Below are 15,435 nucleotides of genomic sequence, written 5' to 3' on the forward strand. Positions count from 1 at the left end.
CGGAATTGGGATAACGTAACAGTGCACGGCAGATCTGGCTTCATCCACCCCTCAGTCGCTGCGCGACAGCTCCCCTCTCCAGGGGAGCGACTTGGGGCGGCGCGCTTGCACCTGTTTCTTCCTGCGCTAAACACGTACTTCAGGGGAGCGGCCTGGGACGGCGGCTCTCGTTTGTTTCCTCCTTCGCTGAAGGGGGATTAAGGGGGATGCCAAAAGCGAGAGCCTTTCGGGGTAAGGAAACCCCTCAATTATGAAATAACCATAGCCGGGGATCGCTCGCATCCCCGGCGTGCAAAGTCAACTCCTGCCCGCTCGTCGCAAGGCTCTGCCTTGTGACGCATTTTGTTTAGGGGCTCTGCCCCGTCTGGGATGTCTTTAGACCCATCAGACGGTGATTGGCATGATGCATGACCGAGACGCAAACAGGGGCCTGGCACAGATACCGCTGGAAATGTTCGCTCTTGTTAAGTAACTCAAGTCCACCTACAGGGTTGTCATTTTGAGCGGAGCGAAGCGGAGTCGAAAAATCTCTTTTTTTTGCACCTGTTTGGCTCGCAGTTGGGAGATTCTTCGTCGCTTCGCTCCTCAGAATGACAGGATGTGGAGCGTTAGCATTATACCCCACAACAACTTGGATTACTTAAGGTTACATGCGTTTGCAGCGCACAAGAGGCAACCCGTCTGCAATCTCTTCCGTCCGCCCGAGATATTTGCTCCCAGGGACGCAGCACGCTGCGTCCCTACGTTGATCCCAACGTCACGAACACCTATCCTACCACGGCGCATGGCACGCCGTACGTTGGGGAAGCGCGTTTTGCATCCACGTACGTCGCTCGTTCTGCCGCTGTTGATACGCCGGTACGCCCTGCCCAATCGGCGAGCCGGGCGGCGTGTCGAGGGCGGGTGCTGCGGTCTCCGTCTCGTAATCGCGGTTCAGGAACCGCTCGATCTGGTCAAGAAGGTAGGAGTGATGCGCTTCGGGGATGGGGGGCGTGTTGCTGCGGTGGGACTCAGGCACGTCTTCCATCTGGCGGTTCAGCCACGTACGGATCTCGCGAAGGTGCCAGGTGAGATGCGCGCGCACCTCGGGGGTGGTGTCTTCATGCACCGCATGCTCCAAGAGCGCATCCGTCCACACGCGCTGCACGACCCGTTTGAGCGCCTGACTGCTCGCATCGCGCTGGGTGTCGGATCTGTTCCATTCCCACACTGCATCCGTAATGCGGTCGAGCACCTCGTGGAGAATAGGCGACTGCTGCGTGAGGCGTGCGGTGCGTTCGGGATGCAACAGCTGGTCGAACACCATGGTGGCTACGATCTCGGCGGGCGCTGTGGCGTCGAACGGGAGTCCGGTGCGGCCCGGAAAGAGTTCGCGGTTCGACGGGTAGCCCGGCGGACGTGGCGGGATCTGGGTGCGGGCCGCATCGGGCAGACGCAAGGCCTCGGGCTCTACGACACGCAGCAGTGCATCGAGCGCATCCCGCTGGGTGCCCGACGACACGCGGCGGGGCGTGGCCTCCGCATCCCCCCGAACCGAATAGCTGTACGTGAAACCGCCCAAAAGCTTCGCGGTGGCCTGCACCTGATAGCGATGGCGCAGGTAGAGCGGCACGAGCACCTCCTCCATGAGCGCGTGCGGCGTGCCGGTGCGAATGACGGATTCGTCGAAGTTGTCGAGGGCCGTTTGGCACACTTCCATTTCGTGATTAAGCGCCTCGACCATGTCGGTGCCGTTGTCCCACAGGTTGGCCTGCGGGTGTGCTGCACCTGCCGGACGCGCGTCGTTGTCGCTGATGTAGGTAAGCCCTTGCTCGTCATACTCTTGCATGATGCGCGTGAGCAGCTCATCCTCCGACTCGCCCTCTTGCGGATACGCATAGCCGTAGCGGATCGCGATATTGTCCCACGCGCCCATGCCAGTGGCGTATGCATCGTCGAGCGTGACCGCGCCGTCGTCATTGAGTGTGGCGTACGGGGCCGGATAGTCCATCACCGAAGTGCGCCCCTGGGTGGAGGCCGCAAAGTTGTGCCGCAGCCCGAGCGTGTGGCCGATCTCGTGGGCCGAGAGCTGCCGGATGCGGTCGAGCGCCATATCGAGCATCGGATTGTCATCGTCGGGCAATCCCGCTGCGTTTTCGCCCGTGTATGGCGCGGTGAGCCCCTCCGCCAACAGCAGATCCTGTCGCACGCGCAGCGACCCGAGCACGATGTGCGCTTTCAGGATCTCGCCGGTCCGCGGATCAGTGATCGAGGGCCCGTAGCTCCATCCGCGGGTGGAGCGGTGCACCCACTGAATCACGTTGTAGCGGATGTCCATCGGGTCGGCGTCGTCGGGCAGCATCTCGACCTGAAACGCATCGCGGTAGCCGGCGGCCTCGAACGCCTCGTTCCACCAGCGCGCGCCATCGAGCAGGGCCGTGCGCACCGGTTCGGGCGTGCCCGGGTCGAGGTAGTACACAATCGGCTCCTCGGGCGTGCAGAGGCCATCGTCGCCGGGTTCGTCGGCGCACTCTAAGCGATGGCGCGGAATGAAGCGCTGCGTCAGGTCTTCGGTGAGCGGCGCGGCGTAGTCTTCGTAGCTAAAGCTGTAGAAGCCCGAGCGCGGATGGTGGGCGCGCTGCTCAAAGCCGTCTGTATCCGGCAGTTCGACAAACGAGTGCCGCACGCGCAATCCGAATGACGTGGGATCGGCCGCCGTGCTGCGCACCTCAGAGCCGGGCGTGCCATCGGTTACAAAGGTGAGACGCGCTTCCATCTCTGTGTTTTGCGGGAAGGCGCCCGTGCGCTCAATGTCGGGCGTGCTGCGACTGCGCTCCAGCCGGTACGATCCCTGCCCGCTCTGCTGAAGCTGTTGCGTCGCGCCATGCACATCGCGGACCACGAAATCAGTCGCCTCCACCAGCACCCGATCATCGGTCTGAGCCTGAGCCGCCGCTTCAAATCCCCAGAGCACGCCATCCGCAAACGCATCATCAACAGCCTGGCGCTCGGCGGGGTTATCGGTGTCAGCACGGTAGGTCTGGTTTGGTTGTACGAGCAGCACCTTGGGGCCGACACGCTCAAGCCGCACGACGCGCGTGTCTCCGGGCTGACCGCGATCGAGTCCGATGTCGTTGGAGCCGAGTCCGGCAGTGAGGTAGTTCACGTACAGGAAGTCCTCCTCGAACGCGCCGATTTCCATCCACAGCGTCCCCGCCTGCGCATCCCAATAGAGCGGTACAAAACCCTCCATGCGCTCCATGCCATCCGTTTTCTCCTCGATAGACGGCAGCTCCTGCGCCGCCACCGGCATCGCACACACAAGCAGACCCACAACCAACCAGAACACGCGCATTACAGAAAAAGCATCAATGAGGAAGAAGCGATGCCTCAACATACAACACAGAATAGTTAGGGGAAAGCGAAGGAGCCCCGCCTCGCCCGCTTATCACGATGCAGTTTCCAGCCATCGAGGCCCGCCCGCAGCCCCTAATCGCGCAGGCGGACAGTCCCCGACGCACCCCGCGCGTACGGATGCGAACAGCCCACGAGCTCGCCATCCGATGTTCAACGAGCGGTACGGAACCCAATTGGCTGCACATCGGTGGCTATGTGTGGTGGCATGCATATCGCAGCCCGTCAATGGGCCCGTAGCTCAGGTGGTTAGAGCAGTCGACTCATAATCGATCGGTCGCAGGTTCAAGTCCTGCCGGGCCCACCAATCATGTCTGCATCTCTTTTGCGTACAGTCCTTTACGATCGGGCGGGTACAACATAGGTGGAACAAAGTAGGTACGGTACTGCTGCTTGCTCTCGCCTTCAAACCCAAACAGGTTCTAAGCCGCTGTCCAGATTCTGAAACTCGGACCTGTATGCATCAGTGCAGGACGTGTTACAGAGTCCGCTGTTTTGCTCGTCAGATGCGCTGTGCTATGCCTTCCCGATACGTTGCCCCGTTCCTCATTGGATTGTGCCTGCTCAGCACAGGATGCACCGAAGCCCCCGACCCAGATGCCACGAGCGCGTCCGAGTCCGAGACGGCGCAGGAGCAAGTGCCCGCTTCCATTGCGCTCGATGAGGCCTACCTGACGAGTGATCGGTGGGACCAGGACGAGGCCGAGTTTGCCTTTTACGAGGCTACGCGCACCCACACGCCCTACGACGAAGCCGACGAGCACTCGTTTATGGTAGGCAGCTTCACCGTAAAGCACCGCTATGACCCCGACGCTCAGACCAAAGCAACGGGCGAAGCCGACGGCGTTTCGGCCTTTAAGTCCGCACACTTCTACCGGTTCGAGAGCGGGTCGTACGAGTACCGGCGTAGTTACGTGAGCAACGTACGCCAGCGTACGCTGCGTCCGATGAAGCAGTCGTTCACCAGCTTCGACTGGTGTTCGAATCAGTACCGCGAGCTGGCAATCTCGGACGACGATGCCGTGGACTACTGGATGCGCAGCGACGACTATGGCAACGACACAGGTTCGTTCGGCTATCAGACCGGCGGTTACACGACGGCACAGATGCCGCTTCTCATCCGCAGCCTCGACACCGACGATCGCACCGAGCATCTCTTTTACCGCATGACAGCAGACGGCAACTACGTGCGCAGCCAGGCCGCGTTTATTCGCACCGACTCGGTGACGGTGCCGGCAGGGACGTACCCGGCGGAGCGCATTACGGTGACCTATGAGGAGCCGGTGCCGTCCATGATTGCGGAGCATGACGTGACACGCGCGACCTACTGGCGCCACACCGGCACCGATCGCCGCCTGCTACGCATCCAAGAGCAAGACGACGACGCCTCCTACACGATGGATCTGGTAGAGCACCTGTGGTCGGCCTACTGGAGCGAGAACCTGTGGGACCAGGTCGAGCGCGTCAGCGAGCGTCCGTAGCACCGCCTGCACATGGCCGTTCACGAGATGTCTTCGTAGTAGGGCGTGAAGCTGGGCAGCAGTCCGTGCTGGGCGGCCAGCGTGAGTAGCTCAATGGCGGCTTCTTCGGGCAGGTCGTACGTGTCGTGTACGGTGCTGTCAATGGCCAGGGCGTACGGCACGTCGTCCTCTTCGGTGTCGAGGTCATCTGCAGACTCCCAGGCGGTGGCTTCCTCAATGAGAAAGGCGTCGTCTTCGGGCGAATAGGAGGCCAGGTACTGCTCGCGCTGCTCGGCGGGGTCTATCAGGCTAAGCACGCCTACGATTCCGTATTCGGTGTCGTAGAAGAGCGTTTCGGTAAGGAGGCGCAGCGTAAAGTTTTCAGCGTCAAAGTCGGCCATGGGGATGCGGGGGCAGGTGTGGGGAGGCAGAGCGGGGACGTTAGGTCGTGTAAGGTAGCAGCCACACGGGTCGATTCCAAATGCGCGTGAGGGCTGTTTACCATCGCCTACGAGATGCCAGCTTGAAGAGGCAACCAGGCGTGACGGGGTCTGCGATGCGTACGCGGAGCTACTGCCAGGTGCGGTGCTTCCCCTAAACTCTCCTAAACATATCTCCTGAAGCCGGGGCCACATGCGTTACACAGATGCCGGGGCCATCGCGTTGAGGGGGGCATGCGATTCTTCGGGCAGCCAGTTGCGCAGATACGTCCATGCCTCGGTGCCCTGTAGATGGGTAAGATCGGCCTCGAAGGTGGCCGCAAGGTGAGTGAGCAGGTCGGGTGTGATGCTCTCCACAGAAACGGCGGCATCGCACTCGGCATCCAGCGAGGTGACGCCGCGGTCGCGGATGCCGCACGGCACGATGTGGTCGAAGTAGTCGAGGTTGGCGGTGATGTTGAACGCGAAGCCGTGCATCGTGACCCAGCGGCTGCATCGGACGCCCATTGCGCAGATCTTACGTTCGGGGCCATGCGCATCGGGGCCGATCCATGTGCCGGTGCGCCCGTCGACACGGGTGCCGGTGACGCCGTAGTCCGCGCAGGTGCGAATGACGATCTCTTCGAGCGCACGCAGGTACCAGCTCAGGTCGGTCGAGAAGCGGTCGAGGTCGAAGAGCGGATAGCCGACGAGCTGTCCGGGCCCGTGGTAAGTAATGTCGCCGCCCCGGTCGATGTGGTGGAACGTAGCGCCAAGGGCGTCGAGCGCGGCGTTGGAGAGGAGCAGGTGGTCGGCGTCGCCGCTCTTGCCGAGCGTATAGGTGTGCGGATGCTCAAGTAAAAGTAACACATGCGGAGGCGTACGGCGCGGGTCGGCCCGTTTGGCCTGAATAAGCGCCTCTTGAATGTGCTGTTGCAGGGTCCAGGTGGCCGCGTAAGGCACGCGTCCCAACTGGCATACAACGACAGGTTCAGTGGACACGGCAGGGCGGGGGGATGAGCAAAGGGCAGGACTGGCCTTAAACGAGGGAACGTGGGCACAGTTCGAGGAAGAGCGCTACGCGCCGGGGTTGCAGAGGCGTTCCAGCTCCTCAACCGATACGGCCTGGCGCCGCACCGCATGCACATCGTCGTCTTCCGTGTGAAACTGCGCTGTGAAAACCAAATCACCGTCGTCGGTCGTGGTAAGGCGGCATTTGGGGAGGCCATCGTTGTAGAGCCCCCACACATCGTACACCATGCTCTGCAGGGGATGCTCGGAGGAAGCGCTCTGTTCAATCATCTGCTGTGCGAGGGCTTTAGCCCCGATGAGCAGATGATCGCGGTCCAATCCCCGGGGTTCAAGAACACGGCGTGCTTGGGCATCAATGGTCATAGCAAAAGATTAGGTTTGAGAACGTATGAAGGAAATGTGGGCGCACTCCAATGAAAGGCGCGCCGCAGCGATTCTTCCAGTCTGCGGTTTGTGTCGTGACGGTAACGGTTCGACGCTATTGTGGAAAGAACGGCACGATTTAACGTCGTATTACAGCGCGTATAGGGCAAAAGCGTACAGAGGAATACGCCGGAGGCAAAAGAAAGTCCTTTGTTTCGGATCATTCCTCTTTTTTACGCTTACTATGAAAAGCAGGCTTAAAAAGCGCTTTCAGTTGTACGGTAGAGCTTCTGCACGCGTCCTTTCCTCTCAAGAGCCACTCGGTCTTATGCATCGTTGGATACTCCTTTTTGCTATCGCATTGTTGTGGACGCCGGTCAGCTCGGCACAGGTCACCGAAGAGGTGAGCGACATTACCGGTGAGTACCGTGTGTCCAGTCAGGAAATGAATGACCTTTGGATTGACACCTACGCTGGCGACTATGGTGCCTACATGCCGCGCTATGTGTCCGATTCAACCACGGACATGGAGCAGTGGATGATCATCTTGTACGGGTTCACTGACGAAGAAACCAGTATGGCGGATGTCAGCAACGTCTACCTTGACGTAGACGGGCGCCGGATTCAGCCGCTTGAGGTATCGGCGCGCGTGCGCACCATTGATGACGAAATCATGGAAGTCGTCGAGACCACTTACACTGAGGCTATCTTTACGCGCATTGCCAATGCTAACGAGGTCCGTGTTGATGTAGGCGACGAAGCGTTTCAGTTGCGCGATCGCGAAGATATGCGGATGATTGTCCAAACCGTCAATAATCAGAGCAGCCAAACGGCCAGTAGCGGCGATAATCGCTAATGGTACGGTGCTTTCGGGGCAGATGCATCATGTGTGAGTGCACACTGCCGGGCGACGACACGGGGAGCGACTATGTTCTGCTGAACGAGGCCCAGCAAAAAAGGGCTGCCCGAGGCGATGCATCGGTAGCAGCAACGGATAGCAACAGTTGGTGGCCCCATTCTCTGTAGAATGCTGCGTAGGCCCCTTGGTAATGCCGAGGGGCCTTTTGCTATGGTACGGAATCCATTGCCCGGTGGGGGCGTGCTTGCACATGGCATCTGTAGCTCCTATCCTACGTATCGAGTTATGCGCCCCGTACCTCCTGCACGCAGTTTGCCTTATGTCTGAAAAACCGCTGCCGCCGTCTATGGGAGGGGCTGCCGAACTGCTCCAGATTTCATTCGATGTGCTCACCGCCTCGCGTGTGGAGGCCCACATGCCCGTCACGCCCGATCACCATCAGCCGTTTGGGCAGTTGCATGGGGGGGTAAGCGTAGTACTGGCTGAGAGTGCGGCCAGTGTAGGGGGCTACCTGGCTGCTCCCACAGACAAAACCGCTGTTGGTATCGAAATCAACGCCAACCACATGCGGGCCGTCTCCGAAGGAACGGTGCATGCGGTGGCCGAGCCGCTGCATGTGGGCACGAGCACGCATGTGTGGGACGTAAAAATTCGGGATGCGGAGGACCGCCTTGTCTGCGTTGCCCGTTGCACGTTAGCCATCATGCCACTCCCTCCTGCATAACACCCGCGTTGCTACTATCTGCGTGCGTTACTGATGAGGGCGTAGCCCGGCGCGCTCTTCCTGCTTGCCCAATCGTTCGCCCTGTCCGTTGCCTATGCCTGCACCACTTGCTGGCCTTCACCATATCACTGCCATTACCGGCACAGCTCAGGCAGCTATCGACTTCTATTCAGGAATTCTGGGGCTGCGTCTGGTCAAAGTAACCGTCAATTTCGACGATCCGTCGATGCATCACCTATATTTTGGGGATGCGCGCGGCACGCCCGGTACGTTGCTCACTGTTTTTGCCCAGCCACGGGCGCTGCCTGGGCAGTCAGGGCCAGGCGTGCCAGCACCGGTTGTGTTTTCCATCATGCCCGATGCCCTCTCCTTCTGGCGCACCCGTCTGAGCGAGATGGGCTACACGCCGGTACTCACGCATCGGTTTGGCACGCCCATGCTTCGCTTTCAGGCGCACGACCTCATGTCATGCGCGCTCGTTCCGTCATCAGATGGCACCACCACGCCATGGACGCCAGCGGCCCCCTTCGAATCTACAACCGCTCTGCAGGGGCTGCACAGCGTGACGCTTCCAGTGCCTGACTTGGAAGCAGCCACTGCGTTTTTTGTTGATGTGCTGGGCTGGTCGCTCGTCCACGACGAGTACGGACTGCGCCGCATGAAGGCGCCCAGCCGACGCTTGCTACAGGCTCCACGCGCCTGTGCCGGTCGCTTCGTCGATCTCTCAGACCGGGTACCGCCCGGCCAAACAGGAACCCGCGGACCTGGGGTTGTGCATCACATTGCGTTTCGCGTGCCCAATGCCTCTGCACAGCGCGCCTGGCGCGAGGCCCTCATGCGCGAAGGCATTCAGGTGAGCGAAGTCCGCAATCGCACCTACTTTCAGTCGATTTATTTTCAGGACCCCACACGCACCGGTGGCACGCTCTTCGAAATTGCAACCGACGGGCCGGGCTTTATGGTCGACGAGCCGTTCGACACGTTAGGGCACGCGCTACAGCTCCCCGAGCGCCTGGCCGACCGCCGCTCTGATCTTGCAGCGACCTTGCCGAACCTGGACCGCACCGTGCTTACATCTCCACCGACGGTCGATCCCAACGCGAATCCGCCGGTGTACTGAGTAGGGACCTTGATTCCGCTGGCGCATTGTGTCCTTTAATCTGCCATATCCCAATCGCTCATGTCCACCCCGCCCGAATGGGTTCAACATGCGGTATTCTACCAGATCTTTCCCGACCGCTTTGCGCGGAGCGGGCAGGTGGGGGTGCATGACACCGTAACGCTGAAGCCCTGGGGGACCCCGCCCGAAGAGCAAGGCTTTCAGGGGGGGGATCTGTATGGCATCATTCAGCATCTTGACTATCTGCAGGACCTGGGCGTTACGGCGCTTTACCTGAATCCGATCTTCGCCTCGGCAGCAAACCATCGGTATCACACGTACGACTACTACACGGTAGATCCGCTGCTGGGGGGCAACGAAGCGCTCCAGGATCTGCTCGGCGCGGCCCATCGGCGCGATATGCGCGTGGTGCTCGACGGGGTGTTTAACCACGCCAGCCGGGGCTTCTGGCCGTTCCATCATGTGCTGGAAAACGGCATCGACTCACCTTATGCCGACTGGTTTCACCTACATGGCGAGCCGCTGCGTCCGTACGGGCCCGAAGGAGAGCCCGCCAACTACGAGGGCTGGGCCGGGCTGCGCGGGCTGCCTGAGTTTAACACCGACCATCCGCCCGTGCGCGACTTCCTCTTCGATGTGGCAACCCACTGGATAGAACAGGGCATTGACGGATGGCGCCTGGACGTACCGGGCGAAATCGACGATGCCGACTTCTGGCGCACCTTCCGCACGAAGGTGAAGGACGTGAACCCAGATGCCTACCTCTGTGGCGAAATATGGACGCACGCCGACCGCTGGTTGCAGGGCGATCAGTTCGACGGCGTCATGAACTATCCTCTCACCGATTCGCTCTTCGGGTTCGTTGCGCACGACACCATTCGCGGCTTTGCACATCAACACTTCGACTTTACGCCTCGTACTGGCACACAGTTTGCCGAGGAGGTGCTCGATACGCTCACGCGCTACCCGCAGGCCATCCAGCACGCCCAGCTGAACCTGCTCGACAGCCACGACACCCCGCGCGTGCTGCACACGCTGGGCGGATCGGTCGAGGCGCTGCGCATGGCCGTGCTCTTCCAGATGACGATGCCGGGTGCCCCTTGCATCTACTACGGCGACGAGATCGGTCTACAGAGCGCGGGCGATCCGCACTGCCGCGAGGCCTTTCCGTGGCACAACGAGTCGATCTGGCACACCGGCCTGCTGGCGTTCTACCAGCAAGCCACTGCGCTGCGCCACGAGCATCCGGTGCTGCGCACGGGCCGCGTCGAGGTGCTGAGCGCCACGGAACGACAGGTCGTATTTCGACGCCAGACCGCCGAGCGCGAGGCCCTCATTGCCTTCAACACAGCAGATAATCTGGCTACGCTTACGGTGCCTGCCCCCGCCCTGAATCACGCTGCCTACCAGCCCGTGTGGCCGCCCGACCGCACCGCTGGGCTGCGCGCTTCAGATCCGTCTGTGCAGTTGCCCGAACGCAGTGCAGCCGTGTGGATGAGTCCAGCTTCTGCTTCCTAAGTACACCCTTTTCATCCCCCTAACTACCAACCGTTTATTCTATGCCTACCGTAGCCATCACCGGAGCCGCTGGTGCTATTGGATCCGTTACCGCACGCGTGTTTGCAGATGCAGGCTGGCAGCTTGGCCTGTTCGATTATGATGCCGATGCAGTGGATGACCTGCGCGCTGACTACCCCGATGCGTATGTGGCGCAGGCCGACCTTACCAACATCGATGCGGCCCGTACCGCGTTCGACGGCATGGCTGAGCAGCACGAAGCGCCTCACGCGGTGCTCGCTATTGCGGGTGGATTCGCCATGCAAGCCGCTACCGAGGCGACTGATGCCGACTACGCCCATATGATGGACCTGAACATGCGTACGCTCTTCAACACCGCGCGTGCTGCACTTCCGCACATGCAGTCGCATAGCGAAAGCTTTCTCTTGGGCGTGTCGGCGCCTGCGGCGGAAGACGGCGCCGCAAATACCGGACTATACGCCGCCTCGAAAGCGGCGGTGGCCGCATACCTGAAGTCGCTTCATGCCGAACTGCATGGCGAGGGCGTACGCGTATCTACGCTCTACCCCATGGGGGTTGTGGACACGCCTGCCAACCGCGAGGCCATGCCCGACAGCGACCCGAGCACCTGGGTGGCCCCCCAAGAACTCGCTGAAACCATGCTACACGCCGCTACGCGCACTGCCCGAGGGCACATTCAAGCCCTTAAGGTGTACGCCGCCACGTAACGGCTCTTTCGACGCCATTTTGTCTTTGCCTTTTGTTGCTCTATGACCACAACGAAAAAACTCGAAGCCATTGCCAACAACCTCTGGTGGACGTGGACGCCCCGCGCCCGCACGCTGTTTGAACAGGTGCATCCAGAAGCCTTTGCTGCGGCGGGGAATAGTCCGCACGCTGCGCTGCGTGCTGTCGACGAGGAGCGCCTTGCCGACCCAGAGCTTGCAGGCGAGGTCGATGCGGTGTACGATGCCTTTAAGGCATACATGGAGGCGCCTTCCGAAATCAGTGATGCGCCCGAGACGGCCTACTTCTGCATGGAATACGGCCTGCACGAAAGCATGCCGCTCTACTCGGGCGGACTCGGCGTACTCGCGGGCGATCACACCAAGGCCGCCGCGGACCTCGGCCTCCCCTTTACGGCGGTTGGGATGCTGCTGCGCGAAGGCTACTTCCACCAGTCGTTCGACGAAAACGGCAACCAGCAAGCCAACTACCCCCCGCTCGATCCTGAGAAGCAGCCGCTCTCGCTCGTTACCAACCCCGACGTAGAGCCGCTACGCGTGTCGGTGCCGCTCGGCGATGCCACGGTGCAGGTACAAGCCTGGGAGGCCAAGCTGGGCCACGTATCCCTCTACCTGCTCGACACCGATCACGAAGGCAACCCCGAGTCGCTGCGTGGGCTTACGCGACGCCTGTACCAGGGCGGCGACCGCGAGCGCATCCGGCAAGAACTCGTGCTGGGCGTGGGCGGACTGCGCCTGCTGCGCGCGCTGGGCAACCAGCCCGATGTGTATCACGCCAACGAAGGGCACTGCGCCTTTCTCATGTTTGAGCTGATGCGTGAGCTCATGGAAACCGGTCACACACAGGCCGAAGCCGAAGCTGCGGTGCGTCAGGAGTCGGTCTTCACGACGCACACGCCGGTGCCTGCGGGGCACGACCGCTTTGCGCCCAAGCTGTTCGATACCGAAATGGCCGGATACGCCAGCGAGCATCCGCTGAGCGTTGACGACCTGGCCGCCTACGGGCGCGTCAACCCCGACGATGACACCGAAGAATTCGTCATGACGGTGCTCGGCCTAAACCTGTCGCGCGCGGCGAATGGCGTGTCCAAGATCAACGGACGCGTGGCGCAGCAGCAGTGGGACGACCTGTACCCGGACCTGGAGGTCGACGACGTGCCCATTGGGTCTATCACCAACGGCGTGCACTTGCCCACATGGACGGCCGCGCCTGCACGCGACTTTCTGGCCGTGCATACCGATGGCGACTGGGCACACGAGCGCCACACCCCCGAGTTCTGGGCCCCCCTCGCCGAGGTGGACGACGCTACGCTCTGGGCCTACCGCTCGAAGCTGCGCGCCCGGCTGCTGAACTATGCCACCGACCACGTGGCGCATCAGTCGCTCGATATGGAGGCCGACCTTGACCCCGACGCGCTCACGATCGGATTTGCGCGTCGCTTTGCCACCTATAAGCGTGCCCCGCTCATCTTTACGGACCTGGATCGCGCCCGTGCGCTTTTTGCTGATGCGGAGCGGCCCATCCAGATCTTGTTTGCCGGCAAAGCGCACCCCGACGACGAAGCAGGGCAGGCATTCATCCGCAGAATCTACGAGATCAGCCAGCAAGACGGCTTTCGCGGACGCGTGCTGATGCTTGAAAACTACAACATGGAGGTGGGCCGCATGCTCGTGTCGGGCTCCGACATATGGCTCAACAACCCGCGCCGCCCCATGGAAGCCAGTGGCACCAGCGGGCAGAAAGTAGCCGCGCATGGCGGGCTCAACCTGTCTGTGCTCGACGGCTGGTGGCCTGAGGGCTACACCGGCACCAACGGCTGGGCCATTGGGCCTGAAGCCACGGGCGTGTTCGCCCCACGCGGTCCTGCCGGGCAGAAGAAAGAAGATGCCCGCGACGCGGAGTCGCTGTATACGCAGCTGGAGACGTCGGTTGTGCCTGAGTTCTACACGCGCAATGCCGAGGGCGTCCCCAAAGCATGGGTCAATCGCATGCGCGAGGCCATGACGGAGCTTCCGCCTGCGTTCTCGGCCAAGCGCATGGTCATTGACTACGTAAATACCATGTATCGCCAACCGGTAGAGCAGGTGTAGGATTGGAGATCTCAATACCATCTACCTGCTGAGGTGAACGATAAAGAGGCGCTCCGTGTCGGGAGCGCCTCTTTTTTGTGGCTATCAGGGATCGGTATAGCTCGTTACAGAGAAGGTCGTTAGCGCCGGGCGCTACGCCAGCGGTCCGTGATTTCCTGTTGCCGCGTACCCGGCTCCACCGAATACGGGTCTTGGGGAAGCGCAACGCGGTTCAAGACCGGATAGCGCCGTCCATAATCGAACAGATTCGGATGGCCTTCCGGGTCGTCGCCGAGCACGAGCACCATCGAGCCCGGCTCTTCGAGAACGCCCTGGCTTGAGGTAATGTCGGTACGTCCGGTCGAGGTCTCCCACGGATCAGCCCAGTGATAGACCCACTCCGCGTCGGCGTCAATCATGCGCACGCAGCCGCGGCTGGTAGGGCCGCCGGTCGGCATTGGATACTGGTGGATGTGGATGCCCCGCGCGTTGTGAAAGTTAAACACCCAGTACATCTCCCAGTCTTCGTCGGGCGGACTGAGGCTGGAGACACGGTATTCCTCCTTCCAGTTGAAGTTAAATCGCCCATTCGGGGTCGGATACTCGTCGGGATCGCCGGTATTGACGATGCCCCAGCGCTGCAGCACGCCGTACTCGTAGGCGGCAAACGCCTGGACCTCTTTGTGGATAATGAAAAGCTTGTCTTCGTTACGAGCGCCGGGGTAGTAGCGCGGAAACGGCGAATATGCGCGAAAGTCGATCCCAAACTCGGTGGGCACGATCACCGTGTCGCCAAGCGCCAGTTGGCCCAGCGAGGTGCGGTTGATCAACTCTACGAGTTGGGCCCGCTTGCGTCCGACCTCCATATCGCCGTTGCCCAGGTCGCGATACATGGCAGCACGGGCAATGACGGTGTTTTTGCGAGGGTCATCGAACTCGTAGTACTCGTAGTAGACCTCAGGGAGCGCATCCAGATTTTCGGTGCGGGTATTCAGCAGGTCCGAAACCGCAAACTGGTCGATGTAGCGCTGCGCTTCCGCAGAAAGCGGGACAAGCAACAGGAGGCCAGCCAGCAAGGCAATAAAGCGACTCATAACAAGCTAAATGCGGTGAGGTTACGCAGGATGAGCGAGCGAGAAGGCGCGTGCATGCCAGCTTGTACCGGCAGGCTGCTCAAACGCACCATCGTGGAGGGGGCCGAGCGTAGACAGGCTCGGGTCGAACACCGGTGTGGTGACGTCTACCGTGTGGGCACGCGCCAACTTCGCGAACGCGGCACGGTCAGCCACGGCCACAGAGCCATCGGCTGTGCGGTAGGGCACCGACAGGGCAGGCGCCCAGGCAACCTCGTGTGCGGTGGCTGCTTCGCGCACGGTGTGCACAAGGGCGTCGGTGGCACAGCCCGAGACGGCAGCCCCCTCGGCGGCTACGTGTGCCGTTACGAATAGGAAGCGGTCGTCGCGCCAGGTCACATCTGCGGATACCGGCTGGCCATGCGAATCCCACGACGCAAAAAACGAAGCGAGATCAGTGCGCATGGCTTCTTGCGATGCACGGGGTACGTCATGGCGCGCCACATGAATCCAGAGGCGTGCAGCACGCGGGTAATCTGAAAAGAGAGACGTGTATGCCATAGCAGCAAGCAAGACGTAACGGTAAGGAAGGATGCAAGATACTTGTAAGCACAGTGCGGGGGCGGGTTGCAGAATGCACGTGCTGTAGCCCCAAGCA

General features: G+C 61.2%; 13 protein-coding genes and 1 tRNA gene. 8 read left to right on the top strand and 6 right to left on the bottom strand.

Going from position 1 to position 15,435, the window contains the following annotated elements; all coding sequences use genetic code 11:
* Positions 1–772: 772 nt before the first annotated feature.
* Positions 773–3,376, bottom strand: a complete 2,604-nt coding sequence (locus CRI93_RS11505; RefSeq protein WP_217992534.1) for a zinc-dependent metalloprotease — start codon at positions 3,374–3,376, stop codon at positions 773–775.
* A 247-nt stretch (positions 3,377–3,623) separates the two neighbouring features.
* Between CRI93_RS11505 and CRI93_RS11510 the strand changes: the two genes are divergently transcribed.
* Positions 3,624–3,700, top strand: a tRNA-Ile gene (locus CRI93_RS11510).
* Positions 3,701–3,911: 211 nt separating this feature from the next.
* The gene (locus tag CRI93_RS11515; RefSeq protein WP_098062791.1) at positions 3,912–4,874 is read left to right on the top strand and encodes a hypothetical protein; all 963 of its coding nucleotides are present in this window, start codon (positions 3,912–3,914) and stop codon (positions 4,872–4,874) included.
* 20 nt (positions 4,875–4,894) lie between these two features.
* Here the strand turns inward: CRI93_RS11515 and CRI93_RS11520 are convergent, their stop codons facing one another.
* From CRI93_RS11520 to CRI93_RS11530, 3 genes are all read right to left on the bottom strand, one after another.
* Positions 4,895–5,254 (bottom strand): hypothetical protein, encoded by a 360-nt coding sequence (locus tag CRI93_RS11520; protein WP_098062792.1) that lies wholly within the window; start codon positions 5,252–5,254, stop codon positions 4,895–4,897.
* 237 nt (positions 5,255–5,491) lie between these two features.
* Complete coding sequence (gene lipB / locus CRI93_RS11525) at positions 5,492–6,274, bottom strand: lipoyl(octanoyl) transferase LipB (RefSeq protein WP_098062793.1); 783 nt, start codon at positions 6,272–6,274, stop codon at positions 5,492–5,494.
* 75 nt (positions 6,275–6,349) lie between these two features.
* Positions 6,350–6,667 (bottom strand): hypothetical protein, encoded by a 318-nt coding sequence (locus CRI93_RS11530; RefSeq protein WP_098062794.1) that lies wholly within the window; start codon positions 6,665–6,667, stop codon positions 6,350–6,352.
* A gap of 328 nt (positions 6,668–6,995) precedes the next feature.
* Between CRI93_RS11530 and CRI93_RS11535 the strand changes: the two genes are divergently transcribed.
* The 6 genes from CRI93_RS11535 (at position 6,996) to glgP (ending at position 13,725) form a co-directional block, all read left to right on the top strand.
* Positions 6,996–7,523: a hypothetical protein gene (locus CRI93_RS11535; protein ID WP_141491687.1), complete on the top strand. Its 528-nt coding sequence runs from the start codon at positions 6,996–6,998 to the stop codon at positions 7,521–7,523.
* 322 nt (positions 7,524–7,845) lie between these two features.
* Positions 7,846–8,250 (top strand): hotdog fold thioesterase, encoded by a 405-nt coding sequence (locus CRI93_RS11540; protein ID WP_098062796.1) that lies wholly within the window; start codon positions 7,846–7,848, stop codon positions 8,248–8,250.
* A 94-nt stretch (positions 8,251–8,344) separates the two neighbouring features.
* Positions 8,345–9,370: a VOC family protein gene (locus CRI93_RS11545; protein WP_098062797.1), complete on the top strand. Its 1,026-nt coding sequence runs from the start codon at positions 8,345–8,347 to the stop codon at positions 9,368–9,370.
* A 60-nt stretch (positions 9,371–9,430) separates the two neighbouring features.
* Positions 9,431–10,888: a glycoside hydrolase family 13 protein gene (locus CRI93_RS11550; RefSeq protein WP_098062798.1), complete on the top strand. Its 1,458-nt coding sequence runs from the start codon at positions 9,431–9,433 to the stop codon at positions 10,886–10,888.
* Positions 10,889–10,929: 41 nt separating this feature from the next.
* The gene (locus tag CRI93_RS11555; RefSeq protein ID WP_098062799.1) at positions 10,930–11,616 is read left to right on the top strand and encodes an SDR family oxidoreductase; all 687 of its coding nucleotides are present in this window, start codon (positions 10,930–10,932) and stop codon (positions 11,614–11,616) included.
* A gap of 42 nt (positions 11,617–11,658) precedes the next feature.
* Positions 11,659–13,725 carry an alpha-glucan family phosphorylase gene (gene glgP, locus CRI93_RS11560; RefSeq protein WP_098062800.1) on the top strand — a complete coding sequence of 689 codons (2,067 nt, stop codon included), beginning with the start codon at positions 11,659–11,661 and terminating at the stop codon, positions 13,723–13,725.
* Positions 13,726–13,844: 119 nt separating this feature from the next.
* On the opposite strand, the gene CRI93_RS11565 is transcribed toward glgP, so the two are convergent.
* Entirely contained in the window at positions 13,845–14,798 is a 954-nt protein-coding gene (locus CRI93_RS11565; protein WP_098062801.1) for a L,D-transpeptidase, read from the bottom strand.
* A 21-nt stretch (positions 14,799–14,819) separates the two neighbouring features.
* Entirely contained in the window at positions 14,820–15,338 is a 519-nt protein-coding gene (locus tag CRI93_RS11570; RefSeq protein WP_098062802.1) for a hypothetical protein, read from the bottom strand.
* Between the last annotated feature and the right edge of the window lie 97 nt (positions 15,339–15,435).

Source organism: Longimonas halophila (genome assembly GCF_002554705.1).
Classification (GTDB): Bacteria; Bacteroidota; Rhodothermia; order Rhodothermales; family Salinibacteraceae; genus Longimonas; species Longimonas halophila.

What these genes read in the sequence shown, in the direction of transcription:
- CRI93_RS11565 (WP_098062801.1), bottom strand. Translation starts at nt 14,798, where the DNA reads ATGAGTCGCTTTATTGCCTTGCTGGCTGGCCTCCTGTTGCTTGTCCCG.
- CRI93_RS11570 (WP_098062802.1), bottom strand. Translation starts at nt 15,338, where the DNA reads ATGGCATACACGTCTCTCTTTTCAGATTACCCGCGTGCTGCACGCCTC.
- CRI93_RS11515 (WP_098062791.1), top strand. Translation starts at nt 3,912, where the DNA reads ATGCCTTCCCGATACGTTGCCCCGTTCCTCATTGGATTGTGCCTGCTC.
- CRI93_RS11540 (WP_098062796.1), top strand. Translation starts at nt 7,846, where the DNA reads ATGTCTGAAAAACCGCTGCCGCCGTCTATGGGAGGGGCTGCCGAACTG.
- CRI93_RS11520 (WP_098062792.1), bottom strand. Translation starts at nt 5,254, where the DNA reads ATGGCCGACTTTGACGCTGAAAACTTTACGCTGCGCCTCCTTACCGAA.
- CRI93_RS11505 (WP_217992534.1), bottom strand. Translation starts at nt 3,376, where the DNA reads ATGTTGAGGCATCGCTTCTTCCTCATTGATGCTTTTTCTGTAATGCGC.
- glgP (WP_098062800.1), top strand. Translation starts at nt 11,659, where the DNA reads ATGACCACAACGAAAAAACTCGAAGCCATTGCCAACAACCTCTGGTGG.
- CRI93_RS11535 (WP_141491687.1), top strand. Translation starts at nt 6,996, where the DNA reads ATGCATCGTTGGATACTCCTTTTTGCTATCGCATTGTTGTGGACGCCG.
- CRI93_RS11530 (WP_098062794.1), bottom strand. Translation starts at nt 6,667, where the DNA reads ATGACCATTGATGCCCAAGCACGCCGTGTTCTTGAACCCCGGGGATTG.
- CRI93_RS11550 (WP_098062798.1), top strand. Translation starts at nt 9,431, where the DNA reads ATGTCCACCCCGCCCGAATGGGTTCAACATGCGGTATTCTACCAGATC.
- CRI93_RS11545 (WP_098062797.1), top strand. Translation starts at nt 8,345, where the DNA reads ATGCCTGCACCACTTGCTGGCCTTCACCATATCACTGCCATTACCGGC.
- CRI93_RS11555 (WP_098062799.1), top strand. Translation starts at nt 10,930, where the DNA reads ATGCCTACCGTAGCCATCACCGGAGCCGCTGGTGCTATTGGATCCGTT.